This window comes from Mesorhizobium sp. P2_D5, from assembly GCF_056404355.1.
This window is the reverse complement of the sequence record NZ_JBFUEE010000005.1, coordinates 39,895-58,008: the sequence shown is the minus strand read 5'-3', so window position 1 is coordinate 58,008 and position 18,114 is coordinate 39,895. Positions and strand designations below refer to the sequence as shown.

The following is an 18,114-nucleotide window of genomic DNA, read 5'->3' as shown; positions in this document are numbered from 1 at the left end:
GACATCACGGCCGGCGGCGCTTCTGCTGCCGGCCTTGAGCGGTACCCGAAGAATTGTCCCAGACCCGACTTCGCTCCTCCTTGCTGATGGCCCCGGCGCTGGTCTGGCTGACCGCGCTGATGGTGGTGCCGTGCGCGCTGGTGCTGGCGCTCGCCTTCTTCCGCCGCGGCATCTATGGCGGCATCGAATACACCTTCACGCTGGAGAATTTCGGGCTGGTTTTCGACCCGCTCTATGCCGGTATCTTCCTCAAATCGGCGCGCATCGCCGGCACGGCGACGCTGATCGCGGTGGTGATCGGCTATGCCGCCGCTTATGCCATATCAGCCGCACCGCGCCGGCTGCAGCCGGTGCTGCTGTTCTTCGCCGTGCTGCCATTCTGGTCGAACTATCTGATCCGCACCTATGCGTGGATCGTGTTGCTCAACCGCGAGGGCCTGATCACCCAGCTGTTGCGCTGGTTCGGCTACACCGGCGAGCCGCCATCGATGCTCTACACCGAAGGTGCCGTCATCGCCGGCCTGGTCTACAACTACCTGCCCTTCGTCATCCTCGCCTGCTACGCACCGCTGTCGCGTCTCAACCCAGAACTCGCCGAGGCTTCGCGCGACCTCGGCGCTTCGGCCATCACCACCTTTCGCCGTGTCATCCTGCCGCTGACCGTGCCCGGCATCGCCGCCGGCGCCGTGTTCGTCTTCGTGCTGTCGATCGGCAACTTCGTTACGCCGGCCCTGCTCGGCGGTGGCCGCTTCCAGATGATCGGCAATCTCGTCTACGACCAGTTCCTGACCGCCAATGACTGGCCCTTCGGCGCGGCGCTCGCCATGATGCTGATCGCCATCATGCTGCTGGTGCTGATGGCTCAGGCGCTGGCCGCCGATCGCGCCTCGGGCCGCGCCGCGCAAGTGAGCGGAGGCGCCGATGGCTGAGCGCTCTCCCGCCACGCGGCGCACGCTCTGGCTCGTACTGAGCCTGGTCTTCGCCTTCCTCTACATCCCGATTGCCGTGCTGGTGGCGCTGTCCTTCAACGAGGGCGGCCTGCCGACCGCATGGTCGGGCTTTTCGCTGAAATGGTATGTCTCGCTGGCCGGCAATTCCGCCATCCTCTCCGCCGCGCTCAACACGCTGATCGTGGCACTGGTTTCGACCGCCATCGCCACGCTGCTCGGCACGCTGCTGGCGATCGGCGTCGAGATACGCCGGCATTATGGCAAGGGTCTCGAAGCGCTGATCTTCGCGCCGATGATCATTCCCGACATCGTGCTGGCGATCGCGCTGCTGTCGTTCTTCTCCATGCTCAACCTGACCATGGGTCTGCACACAATCATCCTTGCCCATGTCGTGTTCAACCTCGCCTTCGTCTGTTCGGTGGTCCGGGCCCGGTTGAAAAGTTTCGACTGGTCGATCGTCGAGGCGTCCACCGACCTTGGCGCCTCCGCAGTCACCACCTTCCGGCGGGTGACATTGCCAGTCATCTTGCCGGCGGTCATCGCCGGCGCGCTGCTTGCCTTCACGCTGTCGGTCGACGAGTTCATCATCGCCTTCTTCACCGCCGGCGCCGGGCGCGCCTCGACCACGCTGCCGATGCAGATCTACGCGATGATCCGATTCGGCATCACGCCGGAGATCAACGCGCTGGCGACCATCGTCATGGCGGTCTCGATCACCGCGCTGACCTTGTCGCAGCGGCTCAATCGAGGGGTCATCGGCCAATGAGCGAACCGCGCACGCTGCTGGCCATCGATCATGTGTCGAAGAATTTCGGCCGCGTGACCGCTGTCGACGGCATCTCCCTCGATATCCGCGAGAACGAGTTCTTTGCCCTGCTCGGGCCTTCGGGCTGCGGCAAGACTACGCTGCTGCGCATGCTGGCCGGCTTCGAGACGCCGAATGACGGCCGCATCCTGCTGGACGGCCGCGACATCGCCAGGACCCCGCCCAACAAGCGGCCGGTCAATCTGATGTTCCAGTCCTACGCGCTGTTTCCGCATATGAACGTCAGGGCCAATGTGTCCTACGGCCTGGAAATGGAGCGTTTGCCGGCTAGCGAAATCCGTTCCCGAGTCGATGCCATCCTGGCGACGACCGAACTCGTCCCCTTCGCCGACCGCAAGCCGGAGCAATTGTCGGGCGGCCAGAAGCAGCGTGTCGCGCTCGCCCGGGCTCTGGTCAAGCGACCCCGGCTGCTGCTGCTAGACGAGCCGCTCGGCGCCCTCGACAAGAAACTGCGCGGCGCCATGCAATTGGAATTGAAGCGCCTGCAGCACGAGGTCGGCATTACCTTCGTCATCGTCACCCACGATCAGGAAGAATCGCTTGTCATGGCCGACCGCATGGCCGTGCTCAAGGACGGCCGGTTGCTGCAATGCGACACCCCGCATGCGGTCTATGAGCATCCGGCCGACCGTTTTGTTGCCGACTTCATCGGCGTGATGAATTTCGTGCCGGGCAAAGCCGCCGCCCATGGCGTGATGGCCGGCAATGGCACGCGGATCGCCGGCAAGGTACCCGCCACGCTTGCACCCGGTGCGTCCGCTGTCGCTTCGGTGCGGCCAGAGCGCATCCGGCTTTTCCCGTCGGTGGAAACCGCCAACCGCACCACCGGCGCGGTCGAGGCATTGGCCTATCAGGGGCTCGACCTGCAACTGCATGTCCGCACCCCCCTGTCGCCGAAACCGTTCCTGGTGCGCGTTACCGCCGATGCCGCGGACCGCCGGCCGGTCTCGTCGGGCGACCAGGTCGAACTCGGCTGGGATGCCGCCGATGTCAGAATTTTCGCAGAGTGAAGGAGAAGCTTGATGGCGCAGAAGACGATCGCGTTTTTTCCAGAAGCGGCCTATGGCCCGGCGCTCAATTCCGTCGGCATCGCCCAGGCCGTCGAAGCGCGTGGACACAAGGCCGTGTTCCTCTCCGATCCCGGCTTCGTCGACGTCTACAAGGGCTACGGCTTCGAAGCCCATCCGGTGAACCTGTCCGAACCGATGCCGCCGGAGCAGATGGCCAAGTTCTGGGAGGACTTCATCAACGGCCACATCCCGAATTTCCGCAAATCGCCCTATGATCAGGTCGACAATTACGTCAAGGATTGCTGGACGGCGATCGTCGACAGCGCCAAATGGGCGCAGAAGGATCTGCCGCGCGTTCTGGCTGACATCAAGCCGGACGTCATCTGCGTCGACAACGTCATCCTGTTCCCGGCAATCAAGCAGTTCGGCAAGCCGTGGGTGCGCGTCATCTCCTGCTCGGAAAACGAGATCGAGGACGAGGACATCCCGCCGCATCTGTCCGGCTGCGGTGAGAACGACCATACCGGCCACCAGCGCTACCGCGACCATTTCAACGCGGTGATCAGGCCGATCCATGACGACTTCAACGCCTTCCTCACCGCCAACGATGAGGCGCCCTATCCGATCGGCCAGTTCTTCGAAGCCTCGCCCTACCTGAACCTGCTGCTGTATCCCGAGGCGGCAAAGTTCAAGCGCCGCCATCCGCTCGACCCGGCAAAATTCCAGTATCTCGAGGGCTGCGTGCGGCAGGAGAAGCCCTACACGGTGCCGACCTTCGCGAAAAACAATGACGGACCGCTGCTCTATGTTTCCTTCGGCAGCCTCGGCGCCGGCGATGTCGACCTGTTGAAGCGCATCATCGCGACATTGGGCAAGACACGCTACCGGGCGCTGGTCAATGTCGGCGGCTACAAGGACCAGTACACGGACGTCCCCGGCAACGTCATCGTCGACGGCTGGTTTCCGCAGCCCTCGGTCATCCCGCAGGTCGATGCGGTGATCCACCATGGGGGCAACAACTCGTTCACCGAGTGCCTCTATTTCGGCAAGCCGGCCATCATCATGCCCTATGTCTGGGACGGCCACGACAACGCCACCCGCGTCGAGGAGACCGGCCACGGCTTCGGCATGCCGCGCTACGACTGGAACGATGCCGAGCTGGTCGCCAAGATCGAAGCCTGTCTGACAGATCCGGCGATGAAGGCCAGACTGGCGAAGACCTCGGCGCAGATGCACGCGCAGAACGGCCCGGAAAAGGCGGCTGGGTTGCTGGAGGCGTTGCTGTGACCTCCTCCGCACCACACCTCCATCAGGCTTCGACCCGCACCGATCTCGTCGACTGGGGCGCCCAGCCGGATGCACTGGACGGCGCGTCCCATTCCACCGGCAGGCTGGTGCACAAGGGGCCGAACAACCAGCCGGAATCCGGCATCTGGGTCTGCACGCCCGGCCAATGGCGGCTGGCGATCCCGCGCGATGAATTGTGCCATTTCGTCGCCGGCCGCGCGACCTACAGGTCGAATGTCGGCGAAGTGATAGAAGTCAGTGCTGGAACCGTGGTCATGTTCCCGGCCGGCTGGGCGGGCGACTGCACCGTGCATGAGACCATGCGCAACGTCTACATGCTGGCCTGATCCTCGGAGCTTCACGATATGCCGACACCGCACTGGCAAAACGCCTCGACAGTGGACCTGGATGATTGGGGCGCGGGCACCAACACGCTCGCCGGCGCGCCGCGCGCCGCGGGCAAGATCCTGTCGCAGAACCCGGACGGATCGAGCGAATGCGGCCTGTGGTCATGCACATCAGGCACGCGGAAGGTCACCTTTCCTGCCGACGAGTTCTGCCATTTCCTGTCGGGACGCGGCAGCTATGTCCATGAGAACGGCGAAGAGGTTCCGGTCGAGGCAGGCACGCTTGTGTTCTTCCCCGCCGGCTGGACCGGCATCTCCATCATCACCGAAACGCTGACCAAGGCCTTCATGTGCCGGTGAGCACCAATGCCACCTAGGGAAAATCGATATGACAACACCGATCATGAAGTCCCCGCTCACTATTACCGACCTCGTCCACTGGGGCGTCATCCCGACCATGATCGAGGGCGAATCCCACACTTCGGGCAAGCTGCTGTACAAAGGGCCTGAAGGCCGTTCCGAATGTGGCCTGTGGGTCTGCACGCCCGGCAAATGGCACTGCCACGTCACCCGCGACGAGTTCTGCCACTTCCTCGAGGGCCGCTGCACCTATGTCCATGAATCCGGCGAGATCATCGAGATCGAGCCGGACACGGCGGCGTTCTTTCCGCAGGACTGGAAAGGCGTCTGCACCGTCCATGAGACCATCAAGAAGGTTTACATGATCCGCTGAGCGGATCTGAGAGGGATGTCCATGCAATTCGCCCCTGACCGGCCGGCCTTCTTCGTCAATCCGAACTACCGGCCGATGACCGCCGCGAACAAACCGGTGATCGATCCGGCAACGCTGGAGACAGTTGGGGCCATCGCGTCGGCCAGCGATGGCGAGATCGACGCCGCGCTCACCGCCGCGACCAAGGCGCAGGCCGCCTGGAAAAGGCTCGACGCCAAGAGCCGCGCCAGGCACCTCCATGCCGTCGCCAATGCCATCGAAGTGGCCGACTTCACGCATTGCGCCGAGCTGATGGTGCGCGAGATGGGCAAGCCCTATCCGGAAGCCATCGGCGAGATCGCCAACTGCGGGCCGATCTTCCGCTATTATGCCGAGATGGCACGCGACGATGCCGGCAAGATCGCCGGCACGACGCAGGCCGGGTCGTTCCAGTATGCGCGCTACGAGCCCTATGGCGTCTCCGTCCACATCATGCCTTACAATTTTCCGATCCTGCTGATGTGCTGGACAGTCGCGGCATCGCTCGCCGCCGGCAACGCCTGCGTCATCAAGCCGGCCGAGGCGACGACGCTGTCGACGCTCGATTACATGACCGTGTTCCGCTCGCTGCCGGAGGGGCTGGTCTCCTGCCTGCCCGGCGGCGCAGTAGCCGCGCAAGCGTTGATCGCTTCCGAGCGCACCCATGCCGTCGCCTTCACCGGCTCAGTCGCCGCCGGCAAGGCAGTGGCGGTGGCCTGTGCCGAACGCATGAAGCCGTGCGTCATCGAAGCCGGCGGCAGCGATCCGCTGATCATCAGCCAACACGCCCCGCTCGATGTCGCCGCGGCCGGCAGCGTCACCGCCGCCTTCCATCTCACCGGCCAGGTCTGCACCTCGGCCGAGCGCTTCTTCGTCGTCGACGCGGTGCATGACCGCTTTGTCGACCTGTTCGCCGAAAGGACACGCGCGCTGCGCATCGGCAACGGCATGGACAAGACCGAGATCGGCCCGCTGGTCAGCGAAGGCGCGCGGGCGAAAGTGATGCGGTTGGTCGACGATGCGATCGTGCATGGCGCCAGGGCTGTTACCGGCGGGCGCATCCCGCCAGCGCACAACACCGGCTGGTTCTACGAGCCGACGATCCTGACCGGCGTCACCCCTGACATGGCCATCGTGCGTGAGGAGTGCTTTGGCCCGGTCGCCGCGATCTGCCGGGTCAGGGATTTCGACGAAGCGATCCGGCTTGCCAATGACAGCCCGTTCGGGCTTGGCGCCTCGGTGTTCACCACCGATCTGGCCGAGGCGCATGAGGCCGCCGAACGGCTCGAGGCCGGCATGGTCTGGGTCAACAACCCGCTGATCGACAATGACGCCTTGCCCTTCGGCGGCTGGAAGGCCTCGGGCCTCGGCCGCGAACTTGGCCGCCAGGGCCTCGACGCCTTCCGCCGCTCGAAGATGGTGATCATCGACCACAAACCGGCGATCCAGGACTGGTGGTATCCCTACCCCGACAGCTGGTTCCGCGAGACCGGCGGCCGCAAGCATGTCTGAAGCAATTCCAGGAAAAGCGTGTAGCGGTCTTCCGTTCGGAATTGCACCAACAAATAGGCCACATCAGCCGATGCTTTCGCCACCGTCGATCACAAGCGCCTGGCCGGTCATGAAGGATGAACGGTCGGAAACGAGGAACAGGATCGCCTCGGCGATCTCTTCTGCGCTGGCCCAGCGCCCCATCGGGATCTTGGTGCGGACATAGCGCTCGATCGCCTCGCGACCGCCCATCTGGGCGGTGAACGGCTCGTTGAACGGCGTGTCGACCCAGCCTGGGCAGAGCGCGTTGACGCGGACATTGTGGCTGGCATAGTCGAGCGACATCTGCCTGGTCATCGCCACCACCGCATGTTTCGACGTGGCGTAGGCGATCATCTCGCGGTCGTAGAACACGCCCGAATTCGAGGCGGTGTTGAGGATGACACCGCCGCCCTGTGCGATCATCGACGGCATGACCAGCCTGGCCGCGAGGAATTGCGCCCGGACATTGACCCGCCACGAGGCATCCATGCCACCGACCTCCACTTCGGTCAGCGTACCGCCGACCTGGATGCCGGCATGATTGTGCAGGATGTCGATACGCCCATGCCTGTCGAGCGTACCGGCAATGAGCTGCTCGACCGCCGCGTCATCCGCGACATCGGTGGCGAGCGCCTCGGCCCGACCACCCGCCGCGCGGATGTCGCAAGCCGTCGCCTCGCCGCTGGCCCGGTCCCTGTCGGCGATGACGACCAGCGCGCCTTCCCTAGCCATGATCATGGCGCCGGCGCGCCCGATGCCGGAGCCGGCACCCGTCACCACGGCGATGCGGTCTTTGAGGATCATGGCGCGACTTTCAGTTGGATGGTTTGCGTTGGCGCAGCTGCCATTGGGCAAGCACCACAAGCAGCACGGAGGCGACGAGCACGATCGTCGCGATGGCATTGATTTCCGGCGTCACGCCGCGCCGGATCGACGCGAAGACATAGATCGGCAGCGTCGTTTGCGCACCGGCGACGAAGAAGGCGACGATGAAATCGTCGAAGGAAAAGGTGAAGGCGAGCAGGAAACCGGCAACCACCGCCGGCATGATCTGGGGAAGGACGATGCTGCGGAACGTCGTCAACGGTGTAGCGTAGAGATCGCTCGAGGCCTCGACCAGGTTGCGGTCAAGGCTGCCGAGACGCGTGCCGACGATCATCGTCACCAGCGCCATCGAAAACAGGCCGTGCGCCGCGATGATCGAGCCATAGCCGAGCGACAGGCGCGGCGGCTGGTCGTCGGGCCATATCGAGGCGAGGAACGGGTTGACGACCGCGAACAGCTGGACGAGTGCGACCAGCGTCGAGATGCCGATGACGACCCCGGGAACGACGATCGCGGCACCCAGAAGCGCATCGAAGACAGCGCGGGTCCGTACACTGACGCGCGCCAGGCCAAGCGCGGCCGCAGTGCCGCACAGCGCCGCCAGCGAGGCGCTGGTGGTGGCGATGAACAGGCTGTTCTTCAACGCTTCGACCAGGAACGGGTTGGCCAGCGCCTTGCCGTACCATTGCACGGAAAAGCCGGTGAACTCGCTCGCATGGTGACCGGCGTTGAAGGAGAACAGCACCACAAGCGCAATCGGCAGGTAGAGGAAGGCGAAGACGGCAATGACGAAGGCGCGCATCAGATCAGATCCACCCGGCGGGCGCCCGAAACCCGGGTCGAGATGCGGTTGGCGGCAATCAGCACCACCACCGAGACCAGCACCAGTGTGATCGCGATAGCCGATCCGAACGGCCAGTTGCGCGACTGCAGGAACAGGTCGACCAGCGCATTGCCGATGAAGAACACCTTGCCGCCGCCAAGCAGCGTCGGGATCAGATACTCGCCGAGCAGCAGGATCATCACCAGCGAGAAGCCGGTCATCACCCCCGGCAGCGACAGTTTCAGCGTCACGCCAAGGAATGTGGAGAGTGGCGTCGCACCGAGATCGGCGGAGGCTTCCAGCAGCCGGCGGTCGAGCCGCTCGAGGCTGACATAGATCGGCAGGATCATCAGCGGCAGATAGCCATAGACGATGCCGAGCAGCACGGCGCCCGGCGTGTTGATCAGCCTGATATCCTCGAAGCCGACATAAGCGAGCAGAGCCGGAATGCCGCGCCCGCCCAGCACATACATCCAGGCATAGGTCCGCATCAGAAGGCTGGTCCAGAACGGGATGACGACGAGCGCGAGCAGGATCAGCCGCCAGCGCTGCGGCGCCTGCAGGGCGAGATAGTAGGCCACCGGATAGGCGACGAGAAGACAGGCGAGCGCGCCCATCGGCGCCAGCATCATGGTGTTCCAGAAGGCGGTCGCCCGCGCCGGAAGATTGGCATATTGCGCCAGCGTAAAGGCCGCCTGGTAGCCGCCTTCCGGCGCCCGCTCGCCGACGCTGAACACGGCGATGGCGATGAACGGCAGCACCAGGAAGACCACAAGCCACGCCGCCGCCGGGCCGAGCAGCAAGGCGGTCAGCAGATTATGACGAAATTTATTGCCGTGCATTGAAACCGCCCCGGTGCCGGCGGACATATGCCCGCCGGTCAATTGTCTGCATCAGGCCGGTCGCTCAGGCCGACTTGAAGCGGGCCATCAGTTCGGCCCGGCCGGGATCGGTCAGTGTAGCCGCTGCGCCGAACTCGAGCGGCGTCAACAGGTCCGCAGCCGGATAGAGGATCGGATTGTCGAGCACCTCCTTGGGCAGCAGCTTGTTGACCCGCGCATCGGTCGACGGCGCACCGTTGGCCAGGTGCTCCTTGACCGCGACCTGCGGGTTCATCAGGTAGTTGAGCAGCGCGTAGCCGGCGGGCTTGTTCGGTGCGTCCTTTGGGATGGCATAGAAATCGGTCCAGATCTCGCCGCCCTCCTTGCCCAGCACATAGGCGATCTCGGGAATGTCGCGATGCAGCTGCGCGCCGTCATTGGTCCAGCACATGGTCATCCAGGCATCACCCGCGCGCATTCCAGGCTGGTAGTCGGATGAGACCGCAAACAGATGCGGCTTCACCTTCAGCAGCAATTCCTCCGCCTTTGCGAGTTCGTCCTGTTTCAGCGAGTTGAACGAATAGCCGTAGTATTTCAGCGCATTGCCGATCGTGGTCAGCTGGTAGTCGTGCACCATGGTGCGGCCGTCGCCCTCCGCCATGGCTGTGTCCCAGAACTCCTTCCAGCTGGTCATCGGCTTGGCCAGCTTCTTGGTGTTGACGGCAAAGCCGGTGGTGCCCCAGTTCTTCGGCACGGCGTAGGTCGTCCCGTCGATCGTGCCTTCCGAGGTGAAGCGCGGATCTTCCTGCGAGCCGTCGAAATTCGGCAGTTTCGCCATATCGAGCGCCTCGATGATGCCGAGCTTCTTGTAGGTCGAGATCGTGTAGTTGGTCGGCACGAACAGGCTCCAGCCGGACGCGCCGGCCTGCAGCTTGGCCAGCATCTCCTCGTTGGAGCCGAACACGTTGACCTCGACGGCAACGCCGGTGTCCTTCTTGAAATTCTCGAATGTCGCCGGGTCATGATAGTTCGGCCAAGTGGCGATCGACATGCGATCGCCGAGGCTTTCAGCGGCAAAGGCCGGCGTCGGCATGATGCCGATCTCGCGCGCCATCACCGCCGTCGCAATGCCGAGGCCGGTGAGGCCGAGGAAGTCGCGGCGGCCGATCGAGCCGCGCTTGAGGCGCATCAGCTGGTCGACGAAGTTTTCAGGGCTTATCGGCAGTCCATCACGATATGATTTCGACATGTTTGGTTACCCTCTGGTTGGTCCCGTTGTTCTTGGGGTCCGGAAACGCCAAGGGCGTTCCGGCGGCAAAGCCGATGGCGACGGGTTCACCCGGCTTGAAGAGATTGCCGTGGCCGATCAGGTGATCGGCCTTGGCGAGCAGCGTTCCGATGCCCTGGACCTCGATCGCGTATTCGGCGGTCGAGCCAAGGAAAATCCGGTTGCGGACGATGCCCTTGAACCGGCCGCTTTCCGGAGCGCCGAGACTGAGCGATTCAGGACGCAGGCTGACCGAGACGGTCTCGCCCTGCCGCAAGGCCGTCCGCTTGCGCGCCGCAATGACGGTGCCGTCGGCAAGCGCGATTTCCACCAGTTCGCCCGAATGTCCGGCGACCTTGCCGCTCAGCAAATTGGTCTTGCCGACGAAATCGGCGACGAACAGATCGGCCGGCTCGTCATAGATCTCACTCGGCTGTCCGAGCTGGACGATGCGGCCGCCGTTCATGACGCAGACGAAATCGCTCATCGACAGCGCCTCCTCCTGGTCGTGGGTGACCAACACGAAGGTGATGCCGATCTCGCGCTGCAGGTTCTGCAGCTCGATCTGCATGTCGGTGCGCAGCTTCTTGTCGAGCGCGGCCAGCGGCTCGTCGAGCAGCAGCACCGCCGGCTTGTTGACCAGTGCGCGCGCCAGGGCGACACGCTGCTGCTGGCCGCCGGACAGTTCGTGGATCTTGCGGCGGCCATAGCCGGCGAGCCGCACCATGGCCAGCGCCTCGCCTGCCCTTGAGGCGATCTCGCGCGACGACAGCCGCGGCCGTGCCTGGCGCAACCCGTAGGCGACGTTGTCCTCGACATCGAGATGCGGAAACAGCGCGTATTGCTGGAACACCATGTTGACAGGCCGCCGGTAGGGCGGCGTGCCGGCCATGTCCTGGCCGCGAATGAACACCTGGCCTTCGCTCGGCTGCTCGAAGCCGCCTATCATGCGCAGGCAGGTCGTCTTGCCGCAGCCGGACGGTCCGAGCAGGGCGACAAATGCGGAAGGCGGGACGGCAAGATCGATGCCGCTGACCGCGGTCACCGCGCCATAGCGTTTGGTGACGCCGCGAAACTCGATGTCGGGCACTGCGGTCAAGGCTGCGGGCTCCAGCAACAGGGCAATTTCAGGACGCTACCAGAGCCAATGGCGGCTAGTATATACCTCGCAGGTGGTATATCTGATCTATTTTCTCGTTTAAGGGGGTATGGATTGTCCCGCAGCGACGAATACGGCCAGCTTGCAACGCTTGTCACCGCGACGCGGGAGACGAGCGGCGACCTCTTCGGCAAGGCGATGGTCGATTGGCTGCGCCAGCATGTCAGCTTCGACCACTGCGTGATCTTCGGCTATCGCGGTGCCGCACGCCCGCCGCTGCTGTTCGAGACCTTTTCGCCGGCCGAAAGCCATGTCTTCGTCGCGCTCTACCAGGAAGGGCCGTATCTGCTCGACCCGTTCCACCATGCGGCGGTGGAGCGCAAGGAAGGGTTCTGGCGCATGCGCGAACTCGCGCCGGACCGCTTCTACGCCAGCGAATATTTTCGCTCCTACTACAGCCAGACCAGGTTGGCCGAGGAGGTCGGCTTCTTCGTGCCTTTGCCGGGAAAGGACGCGCTGGTGTTGTCGCTGATGCGGCTGCGTGCGTCGGGTCCGTTCGGCACCGCCGATGCCAGGCTTCTGCGCGACATGGCTCCGGCGGTGATCAGCTTCGCCAGATTGCGCTGGCCTGCCCTCCCGGCCGACGAACCGCCCGAGACAAAGCAGGACGAGACGATCGCTCCGGTCAACGAGTTCGATCGCGCCCATATCTGGCAGAGCCTGTCGCTGACGCCGCGCGAAAAGCATGTCGTCGACCTGGTGCTGCAGGGGCATTCAACCGAATCGATCGCCAGGGCGATGCGCATCGTGCCTGGAACCGTGAAGGTCCATCGCCGCAACATCTACCGCAAGCTCAAGATCAAGTCGCAGGCCGGCCTGTTCGCGCGCTTCGTCGAGATCATCGACGCACGGGTCCGGTAGTTCCTTAGCCCCCGGTTTCCCAGGAGCCGGTTTCGGCCATCCGCCTGAGCAATGGAGCGACCTTGAATACGTCCTTGCCCGTCCGCTGATGCCAATGGTCGAGCCGCTCGATGAGCTTGGCCGGCCCTTCGAGGCCGGCCCAGAACATAGGCCCACCCTTGCCGACGGGAAAGCCGTAGCCATTGGCCCAGACGACATCGATGTCGGAGGCGCGGGCGGCGACGCCTTCCTCCAGGATCTTGGCGCCCTCGTTGACCAGGGGATAGAGCGTGCGTTCGATGATTTCTTCCGCGCCGATCGCGCGCGGCACGATACCCTTCTCGGCCGCCTTGTCGCGGATCAGCGCCTCGACTTGGGGGTCGGTGACCGGCGTGCGCGCGCCGGCCTCGTAGAGATAGAAGCCACGGCCGGTCTTCTGGCCGAACCGTCCTTGCTCGCACAGCGTGTCGGCGATCACAGCCGTCTGGCCGCGCGCCTTGCGGTTGCGCCAGCCAATGTCGAGGCCGGCGAGATCGCCCATCTGGAACGGCCCCATCGGCCAGCCGAAATCGGTGAACGCCTGGTCGATCTGGCGCGGCGTTGCGCCCTCCAGCAGAAGCGCCTCGGATTCGGCGCCACGCGCCGCCAGCATACGGTTGCCGACAAAACCGTGGCAGACGCCGACGACGACAGCCACCTTGCCGATCCGCCGCGCCAGGTCGACGACGGTAGCCAGCGCATCGGGAGCGGTCTTCTCGGCGCGCACGATCTCCAAGAGCTTCATGACATTTGCCGGCGAAAAGAAATGCAGTCCGAGCACATCCTGCGGGCGTGAGGTCGAGGCAGCGATTTCGTTGATGTCGAGATAGGAGGTGTTGGTGGCGAGGATGGCGCCGGGCTTGGCCACCGCGTCGAGCTTGCCGAAGACCTCCTTCTTGACCGCCATGTCCTCAAACACCGCCTCGACGATCAAGTCGCATTCGGCGAGATCGGCATAGTTGGTGGAGCCCGTGAACTGGGCGAGCCGCTGCCGCTTGGCATCTTCGGTCAATGATCCCCGCGTGACGGAGACGGCATAGTTCTTGTCGATCGTGCCCAGTCCGCGTTGCAGCGCCTCCTGGCTGGTCTCCAGCAAGGTGACGGAATAGCCGCCATTGGCGAAAGCCATGGCGATGCCGCCGCCCATGGTGCCGGCGCCGATGATGCCGATACGCGCGATCCTGCGCTTGATGATATCCTTGCCGGGAACCTTTGCCGCCTCACGTTCGGCGAAGAACAGATGGCGCTGCGCGCGCGACTGGTCGCTGGCGACGAGCTCGACGAACCGCGCGCGCTCTGCCGCCAGCGCCTCGTCGAACGGCAGTGTGACGGCATTGCGCACCGCCTGCGCGCAGGCGATCGGCGCTTCGAGGCCGCGCGCTTTTTTGGCAAGGTCCGCCGCCTCGGCGTCGAAAGCCGCCAGGTCGGTTTCCCTAGGCCCATCATTTCGATCGCGCACCGGCGTGAAGGGACCACCCTTGCGGGCTATTTCCCTGGCGAAGTTCACGGCATGCGTGGTCAGATCGCCTTTGAAGACGGCGTCGACCAGACCGGCGGCATGCGCCTCTTCTGCACCGATCGGCGAGCCGGAAACGATCATCCTGAGCGCCTTCACCGCGCCGACCAAGCGCGGCAGGCGCACCGTGCCGCCGCCACCCGGCAAGAGACCGAGCTTGACTTCCGGCAGGCCGAGTTTGGCGCCGGTGTCGGCGACGCGGAAATGGCAGCCGAGCGCCAGCTCCAGGCCACCGCCCAGCGCGGTGCCGTGGATGGCCGCGATCGTCGGCTTGGCGATGGTTTCCAGCGTCGCCACGATGGCGCGCAGTTCGGGCTGCTGCACCGGCTTGCCGAATTCGGTGATGTCGGCGCCGGCAACGAAGGTTCGGCCGGCACAGACGATGACGATGGCGGCGACCGACGGATCATCCCGCAACCCAACGAGAGCCTGCATCAGCGGTTCGCGAACATGAAAACTCAGCGCATTGACCGGCGGATTGTCGATGGTGACGATGGCGACATCACCGTCGCGGCTGACCTTCAGGAAATCGGACACGCAAACCTCCCAGCATTGGTGAGCGGCTTGCAGCCGCGCGCACGGGATTTACAGCGCCACGACGCCGATGGGAACCGGGTGCCGGCCTGGCACAATGATTACCGGCCTTGACGTGCCGCTGCGCTGCCGGCGGCCTCCGCCGCCGCCACACTGCGCGCCATCGCGACTACCGCAGCGCCTTCTGCCCACCCGCGGCCGTGATGACACCGACGATGATAAGCCCGGTCAGCAGCAACCGCACGCCGGCACTGACGCCGAACGTGTTGAGCATGGTCAAAAGCAGCACCAGGAACAGCGCCGCGCCCCAGACGCCCGGCACATTGGCCTTGCCGCCGGCCACCGAGGTGCCGCCAATGACGACCACGGCGATCGAGGCCAGCAGATATTCGTTGCCGATATCGACATTGGCGCCACGGAAATAGCCGGCGAGCAGCGCCCCGTCGATGCCGCCGAGCGCCCCCGACAGCGTGTAGGTGAGGAAGCGTATGCGGCCGACATTGACGCCGGCAAGCCACGCCGCGCGGATGTTCTGGCCGATCGCCAACACCGAACGGCCATAGATCATGCGCTGCAGCGCGATGGCCGCACCGATGGTGAACAGCACGGTGAGGATCGCCAGCACCGGAATGCCCAGCACCTGCCAGTTGGCGAAATCGGCGAAGCCGGGCGGCGGCTTGATCTGCAGCCCGCGCCCATAGCTGATGTCGATCGACTGGATAATGAAGCTGGCCGACAGCGTGGCGATGATCGGCGGAATGCGCAGCGCCCAGATCAGCAAATAGTTGGCGGCACCGATCGCGGCACCTGTGGCGAGCGCCGCCAAAAGCCCGACCACGATCATGGCATCGTTGCCGTCCATCACCTTCATGGCGACGGCGCTGGCAAGGCCGATATTGGCCGGCAGCGACAGATCGACATTACCGGGCCCAAGCGTGATGACGAACATCTGGCCGACACCGACAATGACGGTGAACACCGCCAGCGACAGTGCTGCGGTGACCATGCCGCCGGCGCCATAGCCGCCGGTGAAGGCGATCGTCGCCAGCCACACCAGCAAGGCACCGAGGAACGACCAGATCCAGGGTTTGGCGAGCAGTGGTCTCAACGCGGCCATGGCTACCTCTCCCTGCGGCTGATCAGGACGCGGGCCGCCAGGACGATGATCAGGATGGCGCCATTGGCGGCCACCTGCCAGTCGGGCGGAATGTGCATGAAGGTGAGCAGCGGCGAGGCGGCCAGCGCCAGCGTAAGCGCGCCGATCACCGCGCCGATCGGCGACACCCGGCCGCCGACGAATTCGCCGCCGCCGAGGATGACGCCGGCAATCGCCAGCAGCGTGTAGCCATTGCCGATATTGGCATCGGCCGAGGTGGTGATGCCAATCAGCGCCATGCCGGACAGCACGCCGAACAGTCCAGCCAGCGCAAACAGCACGATCTTGGTCTTGAGCAGCGACCAGCCGGCGCGGCCGAGGGCGGCCGGATTGCCGCCGGAACCGCGCAAGATCACGCCATAGGAAGTACGCATCAGCCCGAAATGGACGATGAGGCCGATCAGCAGCGCCGCGATGATCGGGAACGGCACGAAAGGCGGCTTGAATGCCATGAACGCCAGCAGCCAGTCCGGCGCCTTGCCGCCGGGTTTGGGCAGGACGAGGATGGCCAGCCCTTGCCAGACGAAGCTCATGCCAAGCGTCACCACGATCGAAGGCAGGTTGCGCAGATGGATCAGCGCGCCGAGCAAAGCATAGACGCCGATCGACCCGAGCAGGATGGCGACACCGATCAGCGGCGCGTCCTTCAGCCACGTCGCGGTAACGCAGCCGACGAAACCGACGAAAGTGCCGATCGACAGGTCGAGTTCATTGCCGGCGATGACGAACATCTGCGCGATCGTCGCCAGGGCGATCGGGATCGCCAGGTTCAGCATCAGGCTGAAGCCGAAATAGCTGATGGCCCGCGGATTGAGCCAAGCGATGGCGAGCAGCACCAGCGCCAGCGACAGCGCCGGCAACAACCCGCGCAACAGGCGGGCACGGGCCAGCGCGCCACGCTCGGCGGAACTCCTGGCAGTGGTGTCGAGGCTGGCGGCCGTCATCTCAGGCCGCATCGCCGAACGAGGACTGGATAATCTTCTCTTCGGTCAGTTCGTCGCGACGCAGATTGGCGACGATGCGGCCGTTCTTGAAGACATAGATGTGGTCGCAATTGTCGAGCTCTTCGGTTTCCGTGGTGTACCAAAGGAAGGTGCGGCCGCGGCGGGCCTCTTCCTGTACGAGGTCATAGACCTCCAGTTTGGTGCCTATATCGACGCCGCGCATCGGGTCGTCCATCAGCACGATCTGCGCGTCCGAGCCAAGCGCCCGGGCAAACAGCGCCTTCTGCTGGTTACCGCCCGACAGCGAGAAGATGTTGTTGTTCATGTCGGGCGTGCGGATGCCGATCTTCTTTTGCCAGACTGCAGCGAGCTCGGCCTCGCGCTGCGGCGAGATCAGCAGCCCGTTGCGCAAACGCGCCAGCGAGCGGATGCCGATATTCTGCGCAATCGACCATTGCGGGAAGATGCCGTCCGACTGGCGGTCGCCGGCCACCAGCGCCACCGGCGCGGTGACCTCGATACCGGCTCGGGCACGCGATGCAGCAGCGAAGATCGCCAGCAACAGGTCGGTCTGGCCATGGCCCGCCAGACCGGCCAGGCCGATGATCTCGCCGGCACGGGCGACAAGGTCGGTGCCGTCCTTCTGCACGGCGGGTCGCGCCCGCACCCGCAGCGCGCTGGCCCCTGGTTTGGCGTCGGCGACTTGCGCCGCGATCTTCTGGCGCGCTTCCGCCCCGCCCATCGCCGTCACCAGCCGGTCGCGGTCGAAGGCACCAGCGGCGTCGGCGACAACCACCTTGCCGTCGCGCATCACCACGATGCGGTCGGCGTTCCGCAACACCTCGCCCAGCACATGCGAGATCAGGATGCAGCTTTTGCCGCCGGCGACGAAGCGGCGCACGAAGGCCAACAACTGTCCTGCCGTGTGCGCGTCGAGCGACGATGTCGGCTCGTCCAGGATGACGAGGTCGAGCCTATCCTGCGTGACCGTGAAGGCGCGCGCCACCTCGACCATCTGGCGCCGGCCGATCGACAGGTCGCCGACGATGTCAGACGCCGAGATGCTGTGACCGGGAAAAATCTCGTCGAGCTTTGTGGCGATCAGTTCGGCCGCCTTGCGCCGCCAGCCGAAGCCGCGCAGCGACGCATGGTTGATGCGCGTGTTTTCGGCGACGCTGAGATTGGGACACAATGACAGTTCCTGGAACACGCAGCGTATGCCCAGTTGCTGCGCCCGCGACACCGAGTAACTATCCTCGATGCCGCCATGCACGCCGATCTGGCCGCTGTCGGGCACCAGTGTGCCCGCAACCATGTGCATCAGCGTCGACTTGCCGGCGCCATTGTGGCCGACCAGCCCGACACATTCGCCGGGACCAACGTGGAAATCCACGCCGCCCAGCGCGCGAACGGCGCCGAAATGTTTTTCGGCGCCGTTCAGTCTGATGATATCAGCGTTCCCTGCAACCATGCTCAACGATATCCG

At 64.7% G+C, this 18,114-nt stretch carries 18 protein-coding genes; 9 read left to right on the top strand and 9 right to left on the bottom strand.

The window, feature by feature from the left end; genetic code table 11:
• The first annotated feature begins 86 nt into the window (after positions 1-86).
• From AC1DYW_RS21640 to AC1DYW_RS21605, 8 genes are read left to right on the top strand one after another with little or no spacing between them, the layout of a single operon-like run.
• On the top strand, positions 87-929 hold the full coding sequence (locus tag AC1DYW_RS21640; RefSeq protein WP_457152152.1) for an ABC transporter permease: 843 nt from the start codon (positions 87-89) through the stop codon (positions 927-929).
• The gene (locus tag AC1DYW_RS21635; protein WP_477227591.1) at positions 922-1,716 is read left to right on the top strand and encodes an ABC transporter permease; all 795 of its coding nucleotides are present in this window, start codon (positions 922-924) and stop codon (positions 1,714-1,716) included. The genes AC1DYW_RS21640 and AC1DYW_RS21635 overlap by 8 nt, the downstream gene beginning before the upstream one ends.
• The gene (locus AC1DYW_RS21630) at positions 1,713-2,786 is read left to right on the top strand and encodes an ABC transporter ATP-binding protein (protein ID WP_477227590.1); all 1,074 of its coding nucleotides are present in this window, start codon (positions 1,713-1,715) and stop codon (positions 2,784-2,786) included. Before AC1DYW_RS21635 ends, AC1DYW_RS21630 begins: the two co-directional genes overlap by 4 nt.
• 12 nt (positions 2,787-2,798) lie before the next feature.
• Positions 2,799-4,073, top strand: coding sequence for a glycosyltransferase (locus tag AC1DYW_RS21625; protein WP_477227589.1), 1,275 nt, complete (start codon positions 2,799-2,801; stop codon positions 4,071-4,073).
• Positions 4,070-4,420, top strand: coding sequence for a cupin domain-containing protein (locus AC1DYW_RS21620; protein ID WP_477227588.1), 351 nt, complete (start codon positions 4,070-4,072; stop codon positions 4,418-4,420). The genes AC1DYW_RS21625 and AC1DYW_RS21620 overlap by 4 nt, the downstream gene beginning before the upstream one ends.
• An 18-nt stretch (positions 4,421-4,438) precedes the next feature.
• On the top strand, positions 4,439-4,780 hold the full coding sequence (locus AC1DYW_RS21615; RefSeq protein ID WP_477227587.1) for a cupin domain-containing protein: 342 nt from the start codon (positions 4,439-4,441) through the stop codon (positions 4,778-4,780).
• Between the two features lie 28 nt (positions 4,781-4,808).
• Entirely contained in the window at positions 4,809-5,153 is a 345-nt protein-coding gene (locus AC1DYW_RS21610) for a cupin domain-containing protein (RefSeq protein ID WP_477227586.1), read from the top strand.
• Between the two features lie 21 nt (positions 5,154-5,174).
• Positions 5,175-6,683 carry an aldehyde dehydrogenase family protein gene (locus AC1DYW_RS21605; RefSeq protein WP_477227585.1) on the top strand — a complete coding sequence of 503 codons (1,509 nt, stop codon included), beginning with the start codon at positions 5,175-5,177 and terminating at the stop codon, positions 6,681-6,683.
• Between the two features lie 63 nt (positions 6,684-6,746).
• Here the strand turns inward: AC1DYW_RS21605 and AC1DYW_RS21600 are convergent, their stop codons facing one another.
• The 5 genes from AC1DYW_RS21600 to AC1DYW_RS21580 form a co-directional block, all read right to left on the bottom strand.
• Positions 6,747-7,508 carry an SDR family NAD(P)-dependent oxidoreductase gene (locus tag AC1DYW_RS21600; RefSeq protein ID WP_477227584.1) on the bottom strand — a complete coding sequence of 254 codons (762 nt, stop codon included), beginning with the start codon at positions 7,506-7,508 and terminating at the stop codon, positions 6,747-6,749.
• Between the two features lie 10 nt (positions 7,509-7,518).
• Positions 7,519-8,331 carry an ABC transporter permease gene (locus AC1DYW_RS21595; protein ID WP_457150211.1) on the bottom strand — a complete coding sequence of 271 codons (813 nt, stop codon included), beginning with the start codon at positions 8,329-8,331 and terminating at the stop codon, positions 7,519-7,521.
• Positions 8,331-9,194: an ABC transporter permease gene (locus AC1DYW_RS21590; RefSeq protein ID WP_477227583.1), complete on the bottom strand. Its 864-nt coding sequence runs from the start codon at positions 9,192-9,194 to the stop codon at positions 8,331-8,333. The genes AC1DYW_RS21595 and AC1DYW_RS21590 overlap by 1 nt, the downstream gene beginning before the upstream one ends.
• Positions 9,195-9,258: 64 nt before the next feature.
• Positions 9,259-10,422 (bottom strand): ABC transporter substrate-binding protein, encoded by a 1,164-nt coding sequence (locus AC1DYW_RS21585; RefSeq protein ID WP_477227582.1) that lies wholly within the window; start codon positions 10,420-10,422, stop codon positions 9,259-9,261.
• On the bottom strand, positions 10,403-11,539 hold the full coding sequence (locus AC1DYW_RS21580) for an ABC transporter ATP-binding protein (protein WP_477227581.1): 1,137 nt from the start codon (positions 11,537-11,539) through the stop codon (positions 10,403-10,405). The genes AC1DYW_RS21585 and AC1DYW_RS21580 overlap by 20 nt, the downstream gene beginning before the upstream one ends.
• A 114-nt stretch (positions 11,540-11,653) precedes the next feature.
• On the opposite strand from AC1DYW_RS21580, the gene AC1DYW_RS21575 reads away from it, so the two are divergent.
• Positions 11,654-12,460, top strand: coding sequence for a helix-turn-helix transcriptional regulator (locus AC1DYW_RS21575; protein ID WP_477227580.1), 807 nt, complete (start codon positions 11,654-11,656; stop codon positions 12,458-12,460).
• Between the two features lie 4 nt (positions 12,461-12,464).
• Here AC1DYW_RS21575 and AC1DYW_RS21570 read toward each other — a convergent pair whose 3' ends face one another.
• From AC1DYW_RS21570 to AC1DYW_RS21555, 4 genes are all read right to left on the bottom strand, one after another.
• A complete protein-coding gene (locus AC1DYW_RS21570) occupies positions 12,465-14,531 on the bottom strand; it encodes a 3-hydroxyacyl-CoA dehydrogenase NAD-binding domain-containing protein (protein ID WP_477227579.1) in 2,067 nt (688 codons plus the stop codon).
• A gap of 166 nt (positions 14,532-14,697) precedes the next feature.
• Positions 14,698-15,645, bottom strand: a complete 948-nt coding sequence (locus AC1DYW_RS21565; RefSeq protein ID WP_457150205.1) for an ABC transporter permease — start codon at positions 15,643-15,645, stop codon at positions 14,698-14,700.
• A gap of 2 nt (positions 15,646-15,647) precedes the next feature.
• The gene (locus AC1DYW_RS21560) at positions 15,648-16,628 is read right to left on the bottom strand and encodes an ABC transporter permease (RefSeq protein ID WP_167392052.1); all 981 of its coding nucleotides are present in this window, start codon (positions 16,626-16,628) and stop codon (positions 15,648-15,650) included.
• Between the two features lies 1 nt (position 16,629).
• Positions 16,630-18,099: a sugar ABC transporter ATP-binding protein gene (locus tag AC1DYW_RS21555; RefSeq protein ID WP_477227578.1), complete on the bottom strand. Its 1,470-nt coding sequence runs from the start codon at positions 18,097-18,099 to the stop codon at positions 16,630-16,632.
• Positions 18,100-18,114 lie beyond the last annotated feature (15 nt).

Coding starts and splice junctions, on each gene's coding strand:
- AC1DYW_RS21640 (WP_457152152.1), top strand. CDS start 87: ATGGCCCCGGCGCTGGTCTGGCTGACCGCGCTGATGGTGGTGCCGTGC.
- AC1DYW_RS21585 (WP_477227582.1), bottom strand. CDS start 10,422: ATGTCGAAATCATATCGTGATGGACTGCCGATAAGCCCTGAAAACTTC.
- AC1DYW_RS21625 (WP_477227589.1), top strand. CDS start 2,799: ATGGCGCAGAAGACGATCGCGTTTTTTCCAGAAGCGGCCTATGGCCCG.
- AC1DYW_RS21560 (WP_167392052.1), bottom strand. CDS start 16,628: ATGACGGCCGCCAGCCTCGACACCACTGCCAGGAGTTCCGCCGAGCGT.
- AC1DYW_RS21600 (WP_477227584.1), bottom strand. CDS start 7,508: ATGATCCTCAAAGACCGCATCGCCGTGGTGACGGGTGCCGGCTCCGGC.
- AC1DYW_RS21595 (WP_457150211.1), bottom strand. CDS start 8,331: ATGCGCGCCTTCGTCATTGCCGTCTTCGCCTTCCTCTACCTGCCGATT.
- AC1DYW_RS21635 (WP_477227591.1), top strand. CDS start 922: ATGGCTGAGCGCTCTCCCGCCACGCGGCGCACGCTCTGGCTCGTACTG.
- AC1DYW_RS21615 (WP_477227587.1), top strand. CDS start 4,439: ATGCCGACACCGCACTGGCAAAACGCCTCGACAGTGGACCTGGATGAT.
- AC1DYW_RS21555 (WP_477227578.1), bottom strand. CDS start 18,099: ATGGTTGCAGGGAACGCTGATATCATCAGACTGAACGGCGCCGAAAAA.
- AC1DYW_RS21590 (WP_477227583.1), bottom strand. CDS start 9,194: ATGCACGGCAATAAATTTCGTCATAATCTGCTGACCGCCTTGCTGCTC.
- AC1DYW_RS21565 (WP_457150205.1), bottom strand. CDS start 15,645: ATGGCCGCGTTGAGACCACTGCTCGCCAAACCCTGGATCTGGTCGTTC.
- AC1DYW_RS21605 (WP_477227585.1), top strand. CDS start 5,175: ATGCAATTCGCCCCTGACCGGCCGGCCTTCTTCGTCAATCCGAACTAC.
- AC1DYW_RS21630 (WP_477227590.1), top strand. CDS start 1,713: ATGAGCGAACCGCGCACGCTGCTGGCCATCGATCATGTGTCGAAGAAT.
- AC1DYW_RS21610 (WP_477227586.1), top strand. CDS start 4,809: ATGACAACACCGATCATGAAGTCCCCGCTCACTATTACCGACCTCGTC.